This is a genomic window from Parazoarcus communis (assembly GCF_003111665.1).
In the GTDB taxonomy this organism is placed as follows: Bacteria; Pseudomonadota; Gammaproteobacteria; order Burkholderiales; family Rhodocyclaceae; genus Parazoarcus; species Parazoarcus communis_B.
In genome coordinates this window covers 1,715,973-1,736,873 of sequence record NZ_CP022188.1, presented here as the reverse complement: position 1 = coordinate 1,736,873, position 20,901 = coordinate 1,715,973, and the positions used below count along the sequence as shown (strand labels likewise).

17 protein-coding genes are annotated in these 20,901 nt (G+C 60.7%); 5 read left to right on the top strand and 12 right to left on the bottom strand.

The window, feature by feature from the left end:
• Positions 1-1,011: 1,011 nt before the first annotated feature.
• Positions 1,012-3,102: an ABC transporter substrate-binding protein gene (locus tag CEW87_RS07885; protein WP_108972186.1), complete on the bottom strand. Its 2,091-nt coding sequence runs from the start codon at positions 3,100-3,102 to the stop codon at positions 1,012-1,014.
• Positions 3,103-3,539: 437 nt separating this feature from the next.
• Between CEW87_RS07885 and CEW87_RS07880 the strand changes: the two genes are divergently transcribed.
• The 3 genes from CEW87_RS07880 (at position 3,540) to CEW87_RS07870 (ending at position 6,827) form a co-directional block, all read left to right on the top strand.
• A complete protein-coding gene (locus CEW87_RS07880) occupies positions 3,540-5,087 on the top strand; it encodes a sensor domain-containing diguanylate cyclase (RefSeq protein ID WP_108972185.1) in 1,548 nt (515 codons plus the stop codon).
• A gap of 298 nt (positions 5,088-5,385) precedes the next feature.
• A complete protein-coding gene (locus CEW87_RS07875) occupies positions 5,386-5,721 on the top strand; it encodes a 5-carboxymethyl-2-hydroxymuconate Delta-isomerase (protein WP_108972184.1) in 336 nt (111 codons plus the stop codon).
• A gap of 74 nt (positions 5,722-5,795) precedes the next feature.
• A complete protein-coding gene (locus tag CEW87_RS07870) occupies positions 5,796-6,827 on the top strand; it encodes a GGDEF domain-containing protein (protein WP_108972183.1) in 1,032 nt (343 codons plus the stop codon).
• 160 nt (positions 6,828-6,987) lie between these two features.
• Here CEW87_RS07870 and CEW87_RS07865 read toward each other — a convergent pair whose 3' ends face one another.
• The 10 genes from CEW87_RS07865 to CEW87_RS07820 form a co-directional block, all read right to left on the bottom strand.
• Positions 6,988-7,479, bottom strand: coding sequence for a DUF3592 domain-containing protein (locus CEW87_RS07865; protein ID WP_108972182.1), 492 nt, complete (start codon positions 7,477-7,479; stop codon positions 6,988-6,990).
• Positions 7,480-7,829: 350 nt separating this feature from the next.
• The gene (locus CEW87_RS07860) at positions 7,830-8,264 is read right to left on the bottom strand and encodes a hypothetical protein (protein WP_108972181.1); all 435 of its coding nucleotides are present in this window, start codon (positions 8,262-8,264) and stop codon (positions 7,830-7,832) included.
• A gap of 96 nt (positions 8,265-8,360) precedes the next feature.
• A complete protein-coding gene (locus CEW87_RS07855) occupies positions 8,361-8,864 on the bottom strand; it encodes a hypothetical protein (protein ID WP_108972180.1) in 504 nt (167 codons plus the stop codon).
• Positions 8,865-9,121: 257 nt separating this feature from the next.
• Positions 9,122-10,993 (bottom strand): DEAD/DEAH box helicase, encoded by a 1,872-nt coding sequence (locus CEW87_RS07850; protein WP_108972179.1) that lies wholly within the window; start codon positions 10,991-10,993, stop codon positions 9,122-9,124.
• Positions 10,994-11,206: 213 nt separating this feature from the next.
• Positions 11,207-12,229: a TRAP transporter substrate-binding protein gene (locus tag CEW87_RS07845; protein ID WP_108972178.1), complete on the bottom strand. Its 1,023-nt coding sequence runs from the start codon at positions 12,227-12,229 to the stop codon at positions 11,207-11,209.
• A gap of 44 nt (positions 12,230-12,273) precedes the next feature.
• Positions 12,274-13,209 carry a hydroxymethylglutaryl-CoA lyase gene (locus CEW87_RS07840; protein ID WP_108972177.1) on the bottom strand — a complete coding sequence of 312 codons (936 nt, stop codon included), beginning with the start codon at positions 13,207-13,209 and terminating at the stop codon, positions 12,274-12,276.
• A gap of 12 nt (positions 13,210-13,221) precedes the next feature.
• Positions 13,222-14,460 (bottom strand): CaiB/BaiF CoA transferase family protein, encoded by a 1,239-nt coding sequence (locus CEW87_RS07835; protein WP_108972176.1) that lies wholly within the window; start codon positions 14,458-14,460, stop codon positions 13,222-13,224.
• A gap of 249 nt (positions 14,461-14,709) precedes the next feature.
• Positions 14,710-15,597 carry a LysR family transcriptional regulator gene (locus tag CEW87_RS07830; RefSeq protein ID WP_108972175.1) on the bottom strand — a complete coding sequence of 296 codons (888 nt, stop codon included), beginning with the start codon at positions 15,595-15,597 and terminating at the stop codon, positions 14,710-14,712.
• A 217-nt stretch (positions 15,598-15,814) separates the two neighbouring features.
• On the bottom strand, positions 15,815-16,801 hold the full coding sequence (locus tag CEW87_RS07825) for a zinc-dependent alcohol dehydrogenase family protein (protein ID WP_108972174.1): 987 nt from the start codon (positions 16,799-16,801) through the stop codon (positions 15,815-15,817).
• A 53-nt stretch (positions 16,802-16,854) separates the two neighbouring features.
• Positions 16,855-17,136, bottom strand: a complete 282-nt coding sequence (locus CEW87_RS07820) for a hypothetical protein (protein ID WP_108972173.1) — start codon at positions 17,134-17,136, stop codon at positions 16,855-16,857.
• A gap of 109 nt (positions 17,137-17,245) precedes the next feature.
• Here CEW87_RS07820 and katG point away from each other — a divergent pair, with 109 nt between their 5' ends.
• On the top strand, positions 17,246-19,456 hold the full coding sequence (gene katG, locus CEW87_RS07815) for a catalase/peroxidase HPI (RefSeq protein WP_108972172.1): 2,211 nt from the start codon (positions 17,246-17,248) through the stop codon (positions 19,454-19,456).
• 50 nt (positions 19,457-19,506) lie between these two features.
• Here katG and CEW87_RS07810 read toward each other — a convergent pair whose 3' ends face one another.
• Positions 19,507-20,391, bottom strand: coding sequence for a Dyp-type peroxidase (locus CEW87_RS07810; RefSeq protein ID WP_108972171.1), 885 nt, complete (start codon positions 20,389-20,391; stop codon positions 19,507-19,509).
• Between the two features lie 159 nt (positions 20,392-20,550).
• Here CEW87_RS07810 and CEW87_RS07805 point away from each other — a divergent pair, with 159 nt between their 5' ends.
• A complete protein-coding gene (locus CEW87_RS07805) occupies positions 20,551-20,883 on the top strand; it encodes a Rieske (2Fe-2S) protein (protein WP_108972170.1) in 333 nt (110 codons plus the stop codon).
• Positions 20,884-20,901 lie beyond the last annotated feature (18 nt).

Genomic DNA, 20,901 nt, shown 5'->3' with positions numbered 1-20,901 from the left:
TCATAACAAACCATGTTTATTAACATTTATAAACAGCCTGACAAACCACGCACGCCTTTTTGAGAGGCACCAGCTCCGTTACAGTCCGTTCGCTTGCTTAACCCGATTCGAACATGCAATCGCAAGAAGCGTTACAGCTATCAACTCGATCCGCAATATGTCTTTTGGGTTCGCCTTGCCTGCAATGTTCAGACTCGGTTGAGAGTGCAAAGCCCACTTAAAACCCACATTTCAGCCCCCACATCTCATCCTTCACTTCCTTTCGCCGCGTCTTCAGTCGCTCCTGCTGCTGTGCGCTGATACCGTTGCGTGCAGCAGCATCTATCCGCGCAACCTCCCTCTCTAAACCAGCGCACAGCGCAACGTTCCCGCTACCAAGACTCGGTGTGCGCGAGACGAATCCGACCTTGCCACCTTCAGCCTGCGCCAGTGGCGCTGGTGCAGGGGCTGACTTCGCAATGGGCGGTGGGCTGACGACGCTCATGGTGCCGCGGTCAACCTGAGCCTGGCGGGCGCCCGATGGGCAGGGGCTGGACTGGTAGGTGACAGCGCCACGGTGTTCGCAACGGAAAAGCGCGTTGGCCCCTGGCGCCGGACGGGTTGCGCTCGGGGGCGGTGTTGGGGTCTGTGCGAGTGAGCGTGTCGGTGGCTGTGCTGGCTGAACATGCGGAGCAAGCGTTGCCGCGGGCTGTTTGTTCGCATCCCACCACAGGAACGCGCCAGCCCCCGCTGCAATCAGCAGTGTCAGACCTGTCGCAAGCGCTTTCTCGTTCGCCAATCTGCTCTCCGGAAGTTCGTCCCGTGCTTGCTCGCGATCAGCCAACGCGCGTTCAATGGGTTCAGGCGATGAAATAGCACAACGCAATAATGCGAGGCAAGTACTACCCTACATCCCGTCAGCACATCACCGTTGCAATCTCTATGCCTAAAGCAAAACGGACCACCCGAAGGCAGCCCGCTTTTCAAAGGGGTCAGAGTCGTCAAAGGGGTCGGAGTCGTTTGAAGTTCTGTTTACGTATCTCCGAAAGAATCAATCGACTCTGACCCTTTCGACTCGCCCACGTCATAAAAGCAAATTTTGTTACGCCCAGCCTCTTTTGCCTGATACATGGCTGTATCCGCACGCCTGAGGATGTCGCCCTCGGTCGCATCATGGCTGATGAACAGTGCAATGCCGATGCTCACCGTACATTGGTGCTCCACAATGCCGTCAGCTTTGTCTTCGTGCTGCACTGTAAGGACGTAGGCTTTGGCTAAAGAACTGCGAACCTTCTCGGCAATGCGCATGGCCAGCACTTCTGAGCCAGCTCGGTCCTCCATCAGTTCGCTGATCAACACCACAAATTCATCGCCGCCGAAGCGAGCCACGGTGTCGGTTTCACGCACACATTTCTTCAGCCGGTCCGCCGCCTCGATCAGTAGCAGGTCTCCAACGGCATGCCCATATTTGTCGTTTAGTGGCTTGAAGTTGTCCAGATCGAGAAACATCACTGCAGCGTAGCAACCTCCGCGCTTGCTGATCGCCATCGCTTGAGTGAGGCGATCGTTGAGTAGCCGACGATTTGGCAACTTGGTCAACGGGTCATAGAAGGCGAGCAGCCGCACCTGATCTTCCATCTGCTTGCGCTTGGTGATGTTCCGGGTCACGCCCAGAATGCCAAAAAACTCACCGGCAGCGTTTCGCATGCCAGAGGTGCTCACTTCGGTCCAAACGGTCGACCCGTCCTTGCAAGGCTGTTCGAGTTCTCCCTGAAACTCTACAAAGGGCTTGCCTTGAACCATCGCTGCAATGGAGCTTGCAAGTGCTTCCTTTGCAATCGGGATGGACGCTGCGGTCAATGCCTGTTCCATGGGCTGCCGCATGACCTCTTCGCTGCTATATCCCCGCAGCTTCTCCACCGATGGGCTGACATAGGTGAATTGACCATCGAGATTCATCGTCCAGATCACGTCGGTGGCGTTATCGGCCAACAGGCGATGCCGCTCCTCACTGACCCTGAGCAGCTCGTGATCCCTTTTGCTGGTGATCAGTGCCAGGGTCAGGCGCCTGTTGATTCGATAAATATAGAATGCGACGGCGCTCACGATGACAAGCAGGATGCCTGCGAGGTAGAGCCAGGTCAGATCACGCTCTGATTCGGCGTTATAGACGAATCCGTCGAACACAAAGTTTTCCGGCAGCAAGCCAAGCTGGGCGTAGGTGTCCGCAATATGACGCCAGCGACCTGGGTTCATGTACCCGATCTCGATCAGATCCGTTCGAAAGAGCGGCTCCATGCGGCTGGCCTCGAACAGGTAGAACTCGCGGGGATGTTGCTGCGAGTATTTGTCCAGGATCAGGTCGGCGATTTCTTCAGGATGCGCCATCGCGTACTGCCATCCGCGCAGACTCGCTTCACGAAACGCTTTTACACGGGCCGGATGCTTGCTCAGCTCATGTTCGGTTGTGAACAGGTTGTCGCCGTAAAAGTCGATGCCAGCGGAGCGCGGGGTGTAGGTGTGATACTCGAAGCCCGTGCGATCCAGAAAGTAGGGCTCGTTGGTCACGTAGGCAGAGATCGCATCTGCCTTGCCGTCAATCAGGTCCTGTGGCCGGAAACTGTGCTCGACGCGGGTAATACCGGCCAAGGGGATGCCCTCTTGCTTGAGATAGGCCAACAGTTCGTCGGACTGGGGTTCGATCATCAGGCGCTTGCCCGCCATGTCGTGAATTCCCTGAACCGGCCCTTCGCGGCGGACAAGCAGCACCACAGGCGAATGCTGAAACAGGACGGCCAGCACCACCACGGGCTGCCCCGAACTTCGCGCCAGAAGCAGACTGCTATTACCAACCCCATACTGGGCATTGCCATCAAGCACGTTTTTTACCGGGTCATCTCCCGGACGCGCTTCATGTATTGCGACATCAAGCCCCACCTCGCGGTAGTAGCCCTTTTCCTTCGCGGCGTAGTAGCCGGCGAACTGGAAAGCGTGGCTCCATTTGAGTTGAAGCGTGACAGCGTCCAAGGCATGAGCAGCAGCAGTCCATCCGCACAACGCAATCAGGATTGCGCCCAGCGGGAACCGAAGGAAAAACCCGAACCGTGCGCGTGGCGAAGGCATACATCAAGTCTAACGTGATCGCGGATGTTGCTGAATTTATCCCCCTTCTCGCCTCCGAGCACAACTGACAGGATCAAAGGGGTCGATCAAAGGGGTCAGAGTCGTTTGAAGCCGCAGGAAAAGCCAGAGCGGTCGGAGCATCTTGGCATTTGCGCATCCGTGAAAGGATCAAACGACTCTGACCCTTTTGATTCTTCTAACCTGTTCGTCCTCCTCGCCTTTCGCCTCCGCCTGCCAGTGCGGGCGAAGGGGGAATTGCCCGCGAGCGACGGAGCAACGGTATGAGAGCAGTAGGTCTGAGGGGGATGCGGATGCGCGCTCTATGGCTTTCGTCCAATTTACATCTCCCCGAAAGATAGCGACGATGCAGAGCCCATCATCAGGAACATACTTGTTCCTGTTTACCGGGCCTTTCCGGGCAAGGATCACGACCCGACATGGTCACAAAGCTGAACTCTCTTGCCGATTACAAGCGGGCGCTGCTGCTGCCTCTTGCCGCAGGCTTGCTGACCTTGCTGCTGGTGGTTGGCGTGGCAGAGTTCTTGCGCGAACGCGGAGCGATCGACGAACAGCGTGCGATTGCGGTTGAAGGCGTCAAGTCCGCGCTGAAACTTGCAATCGACCGGGACTCCGACAAGCTTAGCGGTCTGCTCGAACTGCTCACGCGAAATGCCGACTTGCAGCAGGCCTTCGTCCGTCGTGATTTTGACGAATTGCTCGCTGTGGCACAGCCCTACTACACCGTCCTGCGCGCCAGGCACAACATCACCCATTTCTATTTCATTGCGCCGGACCGCCGCATGTTCCTCCGTGTGCAGGCCCCGGAACGCCGCGGTGACGAGATCAACCGCTACACGCTGGGTGAGGCTGAGCGCACGGGCAAACCGAGCGCTGGCCTGGAGCTGGGGCCGATGGGCATCTTTACGCTGCGCGTGGTCCATCCCTGGATTGACGCCACCGGCCAGCGGATTGGCTACATCGAACTCGGCATCGAGATTGACCGCACACTGGAGCAATTGCATTCGCTGACCGGCGTGAGCCTTTATTCACTGGTCGAAAAGAAATATGTCCAGCGCGAGCGCTGGGAGGCCGGCATGCGCATGATCGGGCGCAACCACGATTGGGACCGTTTTCCGGACCACGTAGTGGTGGGGCGTCCCGAGGGCTCCGACCGCACCAACGTTCCGCACAGTCTGCTGCTTGAAGCGACCTCGTCGGCCGACGTAAAGCGCGCGCGGGTGGCCGCGCGCAGCCTGGTCGTGGAGACCACGCCACTGACCGACGCTTCCGGGCGCAGCGTGGGCCGGATGCTGCTGGTGATGGATGTTTCCGCGAGCGAGGGCCGATACGGCCGCGCGATTGCACTCCTGGTGGGGGCTGGTCTGCTGATCGGGCTGGGCACACTGCTGATCGCCGACCGGGTCATCACCCATGTCTATCTCCGCCTGAACGAAACCCGGCAAGAGCGCGATGACTATCTTGAGCGCGCAGAGCGCGATGCGCTGACCAGCCTGCTCCGGCAGGACGTCTTCATGCAGGCCCTGAACAAAGAATTGCACCGTATCCGCCACGATGACAGCACATCCGGACTGCTGATGATCGACATCGATTTCTTCAAGCGGGTCAACGACACTTACGGCCACCGCAGCGGCGACCATGTGCTGCAGTCGGTGGCCCACCTGATCCGCGACTGCGTGCGTCCGCAAGACCTCGTCGCACGCTACGGCGGGGAGGAATTCACCGTCATCCTGCCCGGCGCAGGGCACGACACCGCCTGGGCAGTCGCCGAGCGCATCCGCAGCAGCGTCGAGCAGTTTCCCTTTCTGGTCGACGGCACCACGCTGAAGATCACCCTGAGCATCGGCATCAGCATCGCGCACGGAGGGGGCACGACCACCGAAGCCCTGATCCGAACCGCCGACCGTGCGCTCTACGACGCAAAGAACAGCGGCCGCAACCGCATCATCAGTCACGCAAGGAGCTGAGGCGCACCGCCTCCCCAAAGAACCGCGCACGCGAGTTCAAAGGGCTCAGAATCCATCGGTCAAGGGAAAGCGGGTACCGTGGAACGCCGGATGACCGCTCGCCCTCCAATGGGGGGCGAGCCCGGCGCCAGTTGAGGACGGCATCGACGCTGCCTGCCCCCATTGGTGCTACGGTATCGTCTATCGTATCGGGGGCGACGCGATGCGGATTGCACAGTCCCGATTCACTACCACGCGCTAGAGCCGGGGCGTTCCCTGCATTCATCAGGCTAGGGACGTTTCATCCAGGGAAGACAAAATGCCACATTGCATCATCGAGCACTCGACAGACTTTGATAGTGACCAGCTGGTAAGCGAGGTATTCACTGCTGCCCTGCATTCCGGCCTTTTTGACCCGGATGGCAATGACATAAAGGTACGGGCACTGAGTTTCAGCAGCTATCTGACAGGCCCGCGGAAGTCCCCATTCATTCACGTTGCGCTGAAAATCCTGTCCGGACGAACCCCCGAACAGCGATCAAATCTATCCAGTACCGTTGTCGCGCAATTGCGCGCACTTGGCTTCAGCAACACCTCGATCACAGCCGAAGTTGTGGAAATGGAACGGGGTAGCTACGGCAAAGTGATCGTATAGATGAACGCTGCTGCCAACGCCACCGATCAAACGACTCTGACCCCTTTGATTCACCCCTCAAGACGGCCGGCCCCATGCCAACTGAACGCCAGCGCCTGATCCAGTCTCTGTTCGAGGACTACATCGAGATGTATGCCTCGCGCGACGCGCGCCTGATAACGTGCTTCAGCGAAAACTTCAGTGGCTACGCAGGCAGCAGCGATGTTCTGGTCACCGACAGGGCTGAGTGGATTCGCATCACCGCGCTGGATTTCGCACAAGTGCCCGAGCGCCTCCACATCGAAATGCTGGATCTGGCGCTTCAGGATCTGGCCGACGATGTGGTCGCCGTGACCGCTTTCTTTCACATCCACCTTCCTTTTCCGGAAAGCATTCTGGCGCGAGAAACGGCGCGCCTGGTGCTGATCTTCCGCCTTGAGGGCGATGCCTGGAAAATTGCACACAGCGGCATCTCAATTCCATTCGGTCTTGCCGGGGACGATGAAATCTACCCGATGGTTAACCTGCGTGAGCGCAATCGCGAACTGGAAGCGCTGATCGAAACGCGCACTCACGCCCTGGCGGAAGCAAACAGAAAGCTGGAGGCCTTGAGTAACACCGACGGCCTGACCGGCGTCGCTAACCGCCGGAGCTTCGATCAGGCGCTTTCCCGGGAATGGGACCGCGGGCAGCGCTCCGGCGCGCCGCTGTCGCTGGTCATGCTCGACGTCGATCTGTTCAAGCATTTCAACGACACAAATGGACACCTCGCAGGCGACGCGTGCCTGCAGGCGTTGGCCAGGCTGTTGGCGCAGTCGGCGCGCCGTGCAGGAGACCTGGTGGCACGTTTCGGCGGCGAAGAGTTCGTGGTGCTATTACCCGAGACTGGCGAAGATGACGCAGTGAAGTTCGCCACCCACCTGCTGGATGAAATCCGTTCACTGGCACTGCCACATGCCGGCGTACCCGCAAGCATCGTCACCGCCAGCATTGGCGTGGCCAGCCTGACACCTTCCCGGCACAACCCACCCGAGTATCTGGTGGAGCATGCCGACCGGGCGCTGTACCGCGCCAAACAAGCCGGGCGCAATTGCATGTACTTCGCCGGCGAGTCGCTCACGGACTGAGTCGACCTCGACGGTATCCTGCAGGCGATCAAAGATTCCGGCCAAGGCTTTCAGCGCCAAGATCACTCATTCCGGTCGCGAGGATCAAACGACTCTGACCCCTTCTGCCCTCAGATATCCGATGCCGCCTGACGCCCAAGGAAGCGTTTTGTTATGTAATTCAAGAATACTCATATGCATAGAGAAGCAAAGGGAGAACTGCAATACATAAATTGATGGCCATACCGAAAAACCCGGGCTTCACCAAGTAGCTTTTCGCGGGGTTTTTTGGGTGATAAAACACATTAACAGTGCCATCTTCATTTTTCTGAACACCGTTCAACTGCTTCTTCAACAAGAATCTGGCATTGTGAGATGCGATTATTATCCAAGGCGATACTCGCTTTCCTTGGTAACTTTTTTCGGAAACATGATACTCATACAATGAATCAACTTTGTAATCCTGGTCCGATAGAACCAGCTCCGAAATCCCCCACTTCTCAACAGAAGCACTTAGCAGACGGCCTTTTGCTACCGGCCACCGTCTTATCAGAACTTGTCTGAAGAAAGAATACAGGCACACAATCAACGCATAAACTACTACAAAGAATAGTACTCCTTGCTTATCCCCTTCAAAGGCAAGCGCCCACATATCGGTTGCATACTCAATCATATTTTTTGATTTCCCCTCACATAACCTAAAGCTGACCAGCAACCGAAGGGAGCGAGGCCGAGTGCAATTTTATGCGCAATCAAAGGGATCAGAGTCGTTTGAAGCCGCAGGAAGAGCCCGAGCGGTCGGCGCATCTCGCTTTTTACGTTTTTCTGGAAGAATCGAACGACTCTACCCCTTTTGATCTTCACAGCGGATGATCGGCCGTCACGCGCGATTCCAGCGAAAAGTAGTGAAACATTGAGAACCGGGGATCAAGTTGGCCGCACGTCATTTCAGTGCAGGGGGTATCGAGGCTCATCTATGACAAAGATTTTATCTGATTGTTCGCCGAATTCTGCCTCACCCGATTAGGGATAACTTCCCGGCCGGTTGCTGTTGTGCTTGGTAGGCATGTTTGCGATCAGGTAATACTTAAGCGCAATTGCAGTATGCCAATAGCCTAGATGAAAGCCTATGGTTATCAATGCTCCTGCCTCTGCCAGCCTCTCGTCATGGGCACGGTATAGCCCTTGTTTTTCAACGCGAACATAACCGCCGATTCTGGCTCCAAGACCATGACCCTCATAGCCTTTTTTGCGTCGGCTTACTCCGCTACCTACGTAGGTGATTTCTCCGTCTTTAACAAAAGCGTATACACCTTGTTTGTCGTAGTTTGGGGCAGAACCTGAAAGCCTCCACTCCTTTGACCATTTTGGAGCAGCCTCGCCGATTGCTTGTTCATTCCAGTGAAGCTTGAAGAAATCGCGGGTATCCTTTTTTAGGGATTTTAGAGATGTCGGCATAGCACTTCCTAACGTGGCGCTTCAGCAGACGGAGAAATGCACAGCGTTCTGACGATCCGCTGCAAGCATTTTTTGGGCTCGTCGGCTGCGCACTTATCATTTTTCACGGTTCTTCACCTTCTCGATGAATTCGTTTCGCGCGAGCTCGTCCAATGGCGCGAAGCTGCCGAGATAAATGAACTTGCAATCTGCAATCCAAGTCGAGCCGTACGTGCCGTCCGGGGCATAGTTGTACCAGTAACAAGTCGTGAGCCAGGAGACGTGCTCATTCCATGTGAAGGAGTCAGGGCTGCTCGGTGCGGAGCGCGGCGCCCACGCTAACAACTCTCCCTTGCCAATAAAGCCGTTACGGTCGCTTCTTGGCATAAGAAGGATGTCTTCGTTGACAGCGACGGTTAAGTGAAGGCGAGTGCGGAAAGTGGTTTGTCCCAAGAGTCCAACTATGTCTGGAGGTACTGCGGTGCACGCATCAACTAGGCGGCAGCCGAAGGATTTTGCGAAGTACTTGTATAGGTTGCGCTGTAAGACCTCCCACCCAACACCGTACACTTCTTCAAAATCGATGAAGCGACGACGGAGGACTAGATCGTCATTCGCCATTACCCAACTGATCAGCGCGTCGTACGCACGGTCGAACGGTTGGGTGTAAGTATTGTTGCAGTGCTTACAAAGGCTCGGGAGATATTTCAGGGATTGTGAGCCAGGTCCCTGTACTAAACTTTCCATTCCGGCGCGAACGTGGGATAACGCCGATGGCCCGACATAAGGGCCGCGACCGTGGGCACGAACTAAATCTGCTTTCTTGAAACGGTGCTCGGCGCTATCAGCGTTCGCACCGCAGATCCAGCATGTTCTGCTCACCTGTCGCCCCCCAACCCCTCAACATCCACAATCCGCCGGCTGAACTCGTTCTCCCCTGAACTCGCCATCAACAGATACCGCCGTGCCCGCGTCATTCCCACGTACAGCAAGCGTGCCGATTGCTGGCGTTGCTCGCCTTCATCTTCCATCTGCCCGATGCCAATCATGATCACGCGCTCGAACTCGAGGCCCTTGCTGCTATGGATGGTCAGCAGCGTGAGTGCATCGCTTTCGGCGTCGTAGGCCATCTTCTGGGCGCGGCTGCCCAGCCACTGGTGGGGAACGTCGTCTTTCTCCAGGCGCCGGCTCAGTTGGGCGCCTTGGGTGTTGGTGGCGTACAGCACCCCAATGTCCTTCAGTTCCACGCCATTGCTGCGCCACTTCCGGATGCAGGCGCAAGTGTAGTCGAGCTCGTCGGCAAAGGACTTCAGGCGTTTGGCGACCGGGGCGGGGCCGCTGATGCCGGCGGCTTCGGGCTCGACCAGGGGGATGTGGTCGTCGTCCGATTGCTGCGGGTCGAGGTAGTGGCGGGCGAAGCCGAAAGCAAAGCTGAGGATCTCGCGGGTGTTCCGATAGTTGAGGCGCAGGATTGAGGTGCGGCCCTGAGCCTGGATGCCGACGCTCGACAGGGTGAAGCCGAGCCCCGCCTTCTTCTTGTAGATGGATTGGGCGTCGTCGTAGAGCAGCAACAGGGAATTGCTTTCGGGGTCGACCATCTGCACCACCAGCTTGAGCCAGTCGGCCTGCATGTCGTGGCCTTCGTCGATCAGCAGCGCGCCGTACTGGGCGCGCGGGATGAAGCCCTGCTCCACCGCGTGGATGACGGCGCTGACCTGACGCTCGAAGTGCGGGCCCTCGCCCGCAGGAACATCGACGCTGTAGGTTCTGAGCTGCTGCCCGCACCAGTCATGAAAGTGATAGACCTGCACCTGGGCACCGATGCCCTTGGCCGAAATGAAGGCGCGCAACCGCGCCGCCAGGGTGATGTTGAAGCACAGCACCAGGATGGGCTTTTGCAGCGTCTGCGCCAGATACAGGCAACGGTAGCCCAGGATCATGGTTTTGCCCGATCCGGCCACACCGTGGATGACGCGGTGCCCTTCGCCCAGGCTGCGGGCAAGCTGCTCCTGCTGGATGTCCATGATGCGGATGATGTCGGGCAGGGTCTGCTCGATTTCGCCGGCGGCCTGCAGCGGGTCAGCGAAGAGTTCGGTCTGCAGCGGCGCGTCGATGCGCACTTCGGGGAAGAGGTGCCACCGGATGCGGTCAATCTGCGGCAGGCTCAGGGGCTGGCCAAAGCGGTAGGTGAACATGTCCCACAGCCTTTGCTGGAAGGCTTCGGGCTCCGTGTTCTCGGAAAACTCACCCTTGTAGATCATCAGGTGCTCGGGCAGCAGAATGTCGCGACTTTCCTCCGGCATCGAAGCGGCGATCTGCTTGCGCGTGATATTGGTCAGCACCACGCCCCAGCCGTAAGGCATGACGAGCTTGCCCTGATGCGGGCCGGACTGATGGCACAACTGCGGGTCGCGCGACAGCAGGGCGATGACTTCGTAGGCGTACTGGCGCGCCTGCTCAAGCGGGTGGACTTCGAGCACCTGCCCGCGTTCGGTGTGCAGGGTGACCTCGCTCTTGCTCAGGCGCTTGAGCGTTTCCGGCTTCCAGTCCTTGATTTCCAGAAACAGCAGGCCGCGCGAGGGATGCAGGATGATGAAGTCGGGGTAGCGCCTGCGTCTTGCAACCGGAATGTCGTACCAGACGAGGTAATCATCCTCCAGCACCGCAGCGAGCGTTTGCGCTACACGCCGTTCACCCGAGGTCATGCGGGCGAGCGTGTGGCGATTGAGGCTGGGGATGATCTTCGCCATGCTAGCGCACGCGAATGGCGACTAATGAGCGGAGCATGGCAGCGAATAGCACGGAAAATCGAACAATGCCGATATGCTATGCCAAATACCATGCCGCGATAAGCCTACTTCATCACACTCGACTGTCCGGACGGCCCGCCGAAGCTACCGTCCGCCATGCCAAGGTGATAAGCCATCGGCACATCGTCTGCACGATGCGCCGATGGCTTTCCTTCACTTCTTGGCGACTTCGAAACCCGTCTCACGATAGATCGATTCGAGGAATTCCTGGCCAACGCGAGGTGCCATCGTGGCATGCACCTTTACCATCGCGCGCTTCCACTCGTTGCGCTCCTGCGGCGTCGGCGTGAACACCGCCATCCGTCCGCTGCTCTTGATCATCTCGAGGGCTGCTTCGTTGTCCTTGCGTGCGACGTCGTTGGCGAATGCGGTCGCGTCCTTCATTGCGCCTTCGAGTTCAGTGCGGATCTCAGGCGGCAGCTCGTCCCAGAACTTCTTGTTGGTCACTACCGCGTAGCCCGTGTAGCCGTGGTTGCTGACCGTCATGTGCTTTTCGACTTCATAGAACTTCTGCGTCCAGATGTTCGGAGTCGATTGCTCGTCACCGTCGATGACGCCCGTCTGCAGCGCGGTATACAGCTCGGAGAAGGCCATCACCTGCGGCAGCACACCGAGGGACCGCATCTGCTCTTCGATGACCTTGGACGACTGAATGCGAATCTTCATGCCCTTGAGGTCTTCCGGCTTGTGCATCGCCCGGTTGCCGGTGAATTGCTTGAAGCCGCTGTCCCAGAACGCAAGTCCGGCCAGTCCACGTGTTTCCAGCTTCTTCAGCAGCCCACCGCCGATCGGGCCCTGCAGCACCTTGTGCACATCGTCGTAGTTGTCGAAGATGAAGGGCAGCGCGAAGGCGTCGAACTCCCTGAACCCGAGCGGGCCGAACTTGGCGGTGGACGGCGCAAGCATCTGCACCGCGCCCAGTTGCAGCGCCTCGAGCTCTTCCTTGTCCTTATAGAGCACGCTGTTCGGATAGACCTCAACCTTGACGCGACCGTTGGTGCGCTCTTCCGCAAGCTTTCTGAACATCTCGGCAGCCTTGCCCTTGGGCGTCTCGGCGGCCACGACGTGGCTGAACTTGATGACGATGGGCGCAGCGTTCTGAGCCTGGGCCGACGCGCCGAAAAGGATGCCGGTCGAGGCGATCAGGGCGGCAAGCAGTTGGTTCGTTTTTTTCATAGTCTCCTCCGAGATGAGTGTTGTTGCGGGTACGTGAAAGGTTCTCAGGCCGCTTCGGGGCAGGCCTGACGTTGTGTGCGCTTGCCCGCCTGCAGCACCTGCCCGGGTACCGGGTGGCCAAGCAGCGTGGGCAGTTCGCGAGCAAGATCGAGCAGCGCATCGAGGTCCACACCCGTGTCGATGCCACAGGCCTCGAGCATGTGCACGGTGTCTTCGGTGCAGATGTTGCCGGTAGCACCTGGCGCGTAGGGGCAGCCCCCGATGCCGCCGAGCGAGGCGTCGATGCTGTCGACGCCGGCATCGACCGCAGCAAGCACGTTCGCGAGACCCATGCCGCGCGTGTTGTGGAAATGCGCGGTGACAGGGACGCCCGGAAAAGCGGTGCGCACGGCGCGGCAGAAGTCTGCCACCTGCTGCGGGTGTCCCATGCCGGTGGTGTCGGCCAGCGTCAGGCTGTGCATGCCCATCGCAAGATATTCGCCGGCCGCCCACAGCACGCGATCGAGCGGCTGCTCGCCGTCGAAGGGGCAGCCGAAGGCCGTCGCAATTGTGCCATTCACGCGCACTGGCGCAGCGGCGACCAGCTTCATGATGTTGCGGAACTGCGCGAGCGACTGATCGCAGCGCATGCGCATGTTCGCGAGGTTGTGCCGCTCACCGATCGACATCACCAGGTTGATCTCGTCGGCAGCACAGGCGAGTGCGCGCTCGGCACCCTTCTCGTTCGGGACCAGCGCGGTATATATGACACCCGGTACGCGGGTGATGGCCTGCATGACCTCGGCCGCATCGCGCAGGTTCGGAATCGCTTTCGGCGACACGAAGGACGTGACCTCGATCCGGGCCAGGCCGGTGGCGGAGAGTGCGTCGATCAGACGGATCTTGTCTTCGGTCGGGACGAAAACCGCTTCGCTCTGGAAACCGTCGCGCACCGAGACTTCATTGAGGCAGACGCGCCGGGGCGCATGTTCGAACAGCATGGTGGAACTCCTTCAGATCACGCCGTCGGCTTGCAGCGCCGCCAACTCGGTAGTGTCGATGCCCAGGCCTGCGAGCACTTCGGCGGTGTGTTCGCCAAGTGCGGGGCCGAGCCAGCGCGTCTTGCCTGGCGTTGCCGAGAGCTTGGGCACGATGCCCGGCAGCTCGATCGGCTCGCCGTCCGGCATCTCGTAACGGCCGATCATTTCGCGCGCGGCGTAGTGCGGGTCTTCGTGGATATCGGCGGCGGTGTAGATGCGACCGCTCGGCACCTCGGCGGCCTCGAGTGCGCCGAGCACCTCCTCCAGCTCACGCTGCGAAGTCCAGGCGGTGATCGCGGCGTCGAGCATGCCGTTGTGCCTGACCCGGCCGTCGTTGCGGGCCAGTTCCTTGTCCTCGGCCAGATCGCTGCGCCCGATCGCGACCATCAGGCGGCGGAAGATGCTGTCGCTGTTACCGGCGATGATGACGTAGCGCCCGTCCTTGCAGATGTAGGTGCTCGACGGCGAAATGCCGGGCAGGCTCGCGCCGGTGCGTTCGCGGATATGGCCGAGGGCGGCGTATTCGGGGATCAGGCTCTCCATGATGCCGAACACCGCTTCGTACAGCGCAACGTCGATGTACTGGCCCCCGCCCTTGTTCACGTTGATGTGATGCAGCGCGAGCATGGCGCCAATGGTGCCGTAGAGCGATGCGAGGGTGTCGCCAAGACTCACACCGACGCGAACCGGCGGACGGTCCGGGTAGCCGGCGAGGTTGCGCAGCCCGCCCATCGACTCGGCGATTGCGGCAAAGCCGGGACGATCCTTGTACGGGCCCGTCTGGCCGTAGCCGGAAACGCGCACCATCACGAGCTTCGGGTTGATCTTCGACAGTGCATCCCAGCCGAGCCCCCAGGCTTCAAGCGCACCGGGGCGGAAGTTCTCGATGACGATGTCAGTGTTCCTGACCAGATCCCTGACGATCTCCTGCGCACGCGGCGACTTCAGGTTCAGCGTGACCGACTTCTTGTTGCGGCTCTGCGAGTACCACCAGTAGGACGTCCCCTTGTGCAGCTTGCGCCAGCTGCGCAGCGGGTCGCCGCCGCCGGGCGACTCGACCTTGATGACCTCGGCGCCGAACTGCGCGAGCAGGCTCGCTGCATAGGGTCCGGCGATCAGCGTGCCAAGCTCGAGGACCCTGACGCCAGCGAGCGGCTGCGGTTGATCCTTGGTGGAACTGTCAGCCTGCTCATTGGGGTTAGGGCTTGCCATCTCGCTTCTGTCCTTTCGCATCTGTTGAGGTCGGACGGTCGTACGCGATCTGTCCGTTTCGGGACGCGATAATGACGAAGACAAGGCGGTGTGAAAATCGACATTTTGCGAGCTTGCCATCGCGAATCGCGATGGCAAGCCGTAATTCCAAGATATTGCACCGCACAATTGCCAGAATGAGATAGCTACAGCAGCAGGTAACACGCTGCAGGCGCAGCGGCAATCCAGGGCAATGGGGCCGCACAGACCTCAGTCGTCGTGGCGAAGGTGATCCAGTAACAGCCGCGCCGCGACCGGGAGCGCCGCGCGAGACCGAACGCACAGTTTGAGCTCGCGCTCGGCCCACGGCTCGTCCAGACGCAGCTGTGCGATCTCCAGGGTGCCGAGGTAACGCCGCGCGACAGCTTCGGGGAGGACGCCGATGCCGAGACCGGTTTCAACCATCAGGCACAGCGCCTCGTAGCTTGTTACCTGAATGCGCATGCGTACCGTGCGATCGAGGTCGGTCGCGGCCTTGACCAACTGCAGGTTGATCGCACTGCCGACATGCAGGCCGACGAACTCATAGTCCAGCGCCTCGGCAAAACTCACTTGCCCGCGCGCTGCCAGCGGGTGGTCACGCGGCGTGATCAGAACAAGGTGATCCTTGCGGTAGCGGTAGGTCTCGACCTCCTGCCCGAACGGCACGTGGGCGAAGATGCCGATATCGGCCTGATTCTCGGCCACCGCCTTGGTGACCATTGTGCTGATCAGCTCTTCAAGGTGAATCTGAACCTGGGGATGCAGCCCGAGGAACTGCTTGATCTCGCTGGGCAGGAACTGCGTGATCGCCGACAGGTTCGCTGCAACGCGCACCTGGCCGCGCACCCCTGTCGAATACTCGGCCATCTGCGCCGCGATCTCGTCAAGGCTGTGGAGTACGCCACGCGCCAGGTTCAGCAGCGCGAGTCCGGCGGCAGTCGGCTCCACCCCTTTGTTGGTCCGCCGCAGCAGCGTGGTCTTGAGCGCCGTCTCAAGATCGCTGATACGCCGGCTCACCGCAGACGCGGCCACATGCTCGCGCTCGGCTGCTGCGGAGATGGTGCCGGTTTCGACGATGCTGACGAAGAGCTTGAGTGAAACCGGGTCGAGGCGCATCGAGGATCCTGAAGATTCGTAATCTGAACGGCCTATTCTAGTGTCTCGCCCTTCAGATGGCGGAAACCCGGGCCATGGCTGAAGCCTTGACCCGGGTTCTTCAGGCAGCCGACGGTAGTGCCAACTCCGTGTGCCGGCGGAGGCACTGGCTCCCAGGCCCCCACCGCTAGCTACCTGATGGGGCATCCCGTCATGCGACGTGGTCGTTCGCGCGTTCTCAGACTTCAACCACCACCTTGCCAATAGCCTGTCCGCTGCTCAGACGGGCGTATGCCTTGCCGATTTCGTCGAGGCCAAAGCGGGTTTCGTCCAGCAAGGGCTTGAGTGCGCCCGCGTCGACGATCTCGGCCAGCTTGGCCAGGATGGCGCCGTGCTGCTCGCGCTTGTGCGTGTACAGCATCGGGATGAGCATGAACACGACGTGCAGCGACAGGCCCTTGAAGTGCGCGGGCGAGAGGTCAAGCTCCAGCAGGGATACGGTAGTGGCAACCTGCGCATTCAGGGCGGCGGCCTCGAAGGAGTTGCTCATGTTGGCGCCGCCAACGGTGTCGAACACCACGTCGAAGCCTGCTCCGGCGGTATGTTTAGCGACGTAGTCGGCGACTTTCTCGGTCTTGTAGTCGATGGCGGTGGCGCCATAGCCTTGAATGATCTCCGCCTGCTTCTGACCGCCGCAGGTGGCATAGACGTCTGCGCCAAGGTGCTTGGCCAGTTGCACCGCAAGGTGTCCGACACCGCCCGTGCCGCCATGAACCAGCACTTTCTGCCCGGCCTGGGCGCCAGCGCGTTGCAGGCCTTCGTAGGCGGTGATGCCGACCAGCGGCAGTGCGGCCGCTTCGCGCATCGAAATGCTCTTCGGCTTGTGGGCGATCAGCCTGGCGTCGGCCAGCATGTATTCGGCAAGCGCACCCTGCAGATCGGCGAGCCCGCCGGCGCAGCCGTACACCTCGTCGCCCGGCACGAAGCCGGTGACACCCTCGCCCACTGCCTCGACGGTGCCGGCGAAGTCCATCCCGAGCACGGCGGGCAGGTCCGGCGAGAGCGGCAGATCCTTGCCCATCTGGCGGATCATGGTATCGACCGTGTTCACGCTGGTGGCGGCAACACGCACGACCACATGACCCGCCTTGACTGCGGGCTTGGGCAGGTCTGCGACCTGGAATTCGGAACTGACGCCATATTCATTGAGGACCATCGCTTTCATCGAAACTCTCCTGAGGCTGTGTGATTAGCTAGTGCATGCAAGATATCTTTCGATCAAACGATGTAAAAGCCCATCAAAACGAGTTCAGTATTCGTCAAATCCATATAATCGAATGAGTTCTCTGCGGCCCCCGAAGCCGGCGCGATCAGGTGGACCGCGGCCAAGGCATCGATCAAACGACTCTGACCCCTTTGATCCTGCTGACCCTTTTGATCCTGAAATTCCGTGGTGCCATCTGCTGCGCCGCAGCGCCGCCGGCGGTAAACGGACGCCGCGCCGGGATAAACGTTGCGATAGCCGGAGTTAATTAATGCTGCACTGCGCCAATACAGCATAACTATGTAGCCGATGAATTTAATTCGTTAGAAGTGGTCATACCGCACAGCTATTGTGACTACATGGCGTATCGCTTACCTCGATCAACAATGACAACGGGAGACATCCATGAGTAACGAAAGCAAGTGCCCCTTTGCAGGACATCATGCGGCGAGCGCTGCGGCCGGAACGCGTTCCAACCGTGACTGGTGGCCGCACCAGCTGAACCTGAACATCCTGCACCAGCACGCGCCGGCCTCCAGCCCGCTGGGCGAGGACTTCGACTACGCGGAAGAATTCAAGAAGCTCGACCTGGCCGCGCTGAAGAAGGACCTGGTTGCGCTGATGACGACCTCGCAGGATTGGTGGCCCGCTGACTGGGGTCACTATGGCGGCCTGTTCATCCGCATGGCCTGGCACAGCGCCGGCACCTACCGCACGGCGGACGGGCGTGGTGGCGCGGGTACCGGCAACCAGCGCTTTGCCCCGGTCAACAGCTGGCCTGACAACGGCAACCTGGACAAGGCGCGCCGCCTGCTGTGGCCAATCAAGCAGAAGTACGGCAACAAGATCTCGTGGGCCGACCTGATCGTCCTAGCCGGCAACTGCGCAATGGAATCGATGGGCTTCAAGACCTTTGGTTTCGCTGGCGGCCGCGCCGACATCTTCCAGCCCGAAGAGGACATCTACTGGGGCGCCGAAGCGGAGTGGCTGGCCACCAGCGACAAGCCCAACAGCCGCTACTCCGGCGACCGCGAACTGGAAAACCCGCTCGCCGCCGTGCAGATGGGCCTGATCTATGTAAACCCGGAAGGCCCGGACGGCAATCCAGACCCGGTGGCCTCGGGCCGCGATGTGCGTGAGACCTTCGCCCGCATGGCGATGAACGATGAAGAGACTGTAGCGCTCACCGCGGGCGGTCACACCTTCGGCAAGGCCCACGGTGCGGGCGACCCGGCCCTTGTCGGCCCCGAGCCGGAAGGTGCGCCCATCGAGGAACAGGGCCTGGGCTGGATCAACCAGTTCGGCTCCGGCAAGGGTGGCGACACCACGACCAGCGGCATCGAAGGTGCGTGGAAGCCCAACCCGACAACGTGGGATAACGGCTACTTCGACATGCTGTTCGGCTACGAATGGGAGCTCACCAAGAGCCCGGCCGGCGCCCACCAGTGGGTGGCAAAGGACGTGAAGCCGGAACACATGATTCCGGATGCCCATGATCCGTCGAAGAAGCACCCGCCGATGATGACCACGGCGGACATGTCGATGCGCTTCGATCCGATCTACGAGCCGATTTCGCGTCGCTTCCACAAGGACCCGCAGGCCTTCGCAGATGCATTTGCGCGTGCCTGGTTCAAGCTCACGCACCGCGACATGGGCCCGAAGGCGCGTTACCTGGGCGCGGAAGTCCCGGCGGAAGACCTGATCTGGCAGGACCCGATCCCCGCGGTCGACCACCCGCTGATCGACGCCGGCGACGTCGCTAACCTCAAGGCCAAGGTCCTGGCATCCGGCCTGTCGATTGCCGAACTGGTATCCACTGCCTGGGCTTCGGCCTCGAGCTTCCGTGGCTCGGACATGCGCGGCGGCGCCAACGGCGCTCGCATCCGGCTTGCACCCCAGAAGGACTGGGCAGTCAATCAGCCCGCCCAGCTGGCCAAGGTGCTGGCAGCCCTCGAAGGCATCCAGCAGGCCTTCAACGGCGCGCAGAGCGGTGGCAAGAAAGTGTCGATGGCCGACCTGATCGTGCTGGCCGGCAACGCAGCCGTCGAAGCCGCCGCCAAGGCCGGTGGTCATGCGGTGGACCTGCCCTTCACGCCGGGACGCACCGACGCATCGCAAGCGCAGACCGACGTTGAATCGTTCGCGGTGATGGAGCCGGAAGCCGATGGCTTCCGCAACTACCGGAAGGCGAACTACACGGTGCCGCCCGAGGCCATGCTGGTGGACAAGGCTCAGCTGCTGAAGCTGAGCGCGCCCGAAATGACGGTGCTGGTCGGTGGCCTGCGCGTGCTTGGCGCCAACACCGGCGGCTCGAAGGACGGCGTGTTCACCCAGCGTGCCCAGACCCTGAGCAATGACTTCTTCGTCAATCTGCTCGACATGGGGACGACCTGGAAGCCGACCTCCGAGAGCGGGGAGCAGTTCGAGGGACGCGACCGCAAGACGGGCGTGGTCAAATGGACCGGCACGCGCGTGGATCTGATCTTCGGCTCCAACTCGCAGTTGCGTGCGCTGGCCGAGGTCTATGCGCAGGAAGACGCGAAGGAGAAGTTCGTGCGCGACTTTGCGGCAGCCTGGACCAAGGTCATGAACCTCGACCGCTTCGACCTGAAGTAAGCACCACGAGCGAGTTCGGCGCAGGCCCACGAGCTTGCGCCGAACTCGTTTCAGCCCGTCAGCACCCGAAGATCCATCTGCCCGTCGCACATCGGCGGGCACCAGTAATAGCCGCCCGTTGTCGGCTGGCTGAAACGGAACAGTGCATCGGTGATGCCGTCGTCCAGCCCCGCCATGCGACGCAGCTGCGCCTCGTAGGCGTCGAGCGAATGGCCAAAGGCGACGAACAGCAGCCCGGCCTCGCGCCCTTCCACCCACGGCATCGAGCGTCGCAGCACGAAGGCTTCGGGCTCGAAGCTCTCCTGTGCGGTGCGCTTCACGTGCGCCGAAACCGGCGCGTCGTCCAGTTCTTCGTTGTCGCTCCTGCGCCGCCCGATCACGTTATCCTGCTCCGCCGCCGGCATGGCAGCGAAGGTGTCGAGATCGTGCTGCCAGTGCTGAACCGCAACATAGCTGCCACCCGCCGCACCCGGCCCGGCACGCTCTGCCACAAAAGCCGCGGCCAGCGCATCGTCGCCTTCGGGGTTCTCGGTGCCGTCTTCGTAGCCGGTCAGGTCGCGACCGTTGTCGTAGCAGAAGGTGTCGGTCGCCTGCACCAGCACCAGCGCCGGCGCCACTGCGGCCTCGATCGCGCGCGCGCGGTGCAGCAGTTCGCCGCGATCCCCTCCGCGCAGCCAGCACCACAGGGCATGCTGGGTTGACGGCACATCAACCCCCGCGCCCGAGATCGGCGGGAAGGCACGCAGACCGCCCAGCGAACCCGACAGCGCATGGCGCACCGACTCGCCGAAACCCACCACCGTCGCCTCGCCGTCCACCAGCGCCGCGAGCGCATCGAGCGCAGCCGGCAGTGCCTCGGTCGACTCGATGGCGAAGAAGAGATGGCGCGCCTGCGCCGGCAGCGGGGCGAGGATGCCTTTCTGGAATTGGCTCATCGCATATCCTGTCAGATAAAAGGGTGATTCTACGTCGCACGCCACCCGGTGCAAGCGCGGACAAGGACGAAACGCCGCAACAGGCCCCGAAATTGCTCGGCATCCGGGTTCGAGGGCACACTCCCGCCTTCCTGCCTCAAACCCGACGGAGATCGAAACATGCCTTACACCCCGGTGTGCAGGCTGAGCAGCCTGATGGAAGGCGATGCGGCGCCCTACACCGTTGAAGGACGCGAAGTCATCCTGCTGTGGCCGGAAGGCGGCGAGCTGCAGGCCTTCAACGGCCTCTGCCCGCATCAGAACGTGCCGCTCTACCGTGGCGAGTTCAACGGCCGCTACCTCACCTGCCCCGTCCATGAGTGGGTGTTCGACGGACGCGACGGCAGCTGCGTACGGGGCGAGGAATGCAGCCTGCCGAAAATCCCGCTGCGCGTGGTCAACGGAATCGTGGAGATCGAAACGCGCGCCAGCACAGCGCCGTCAGCGGCGTAAGCCAGCAACACTCACGAG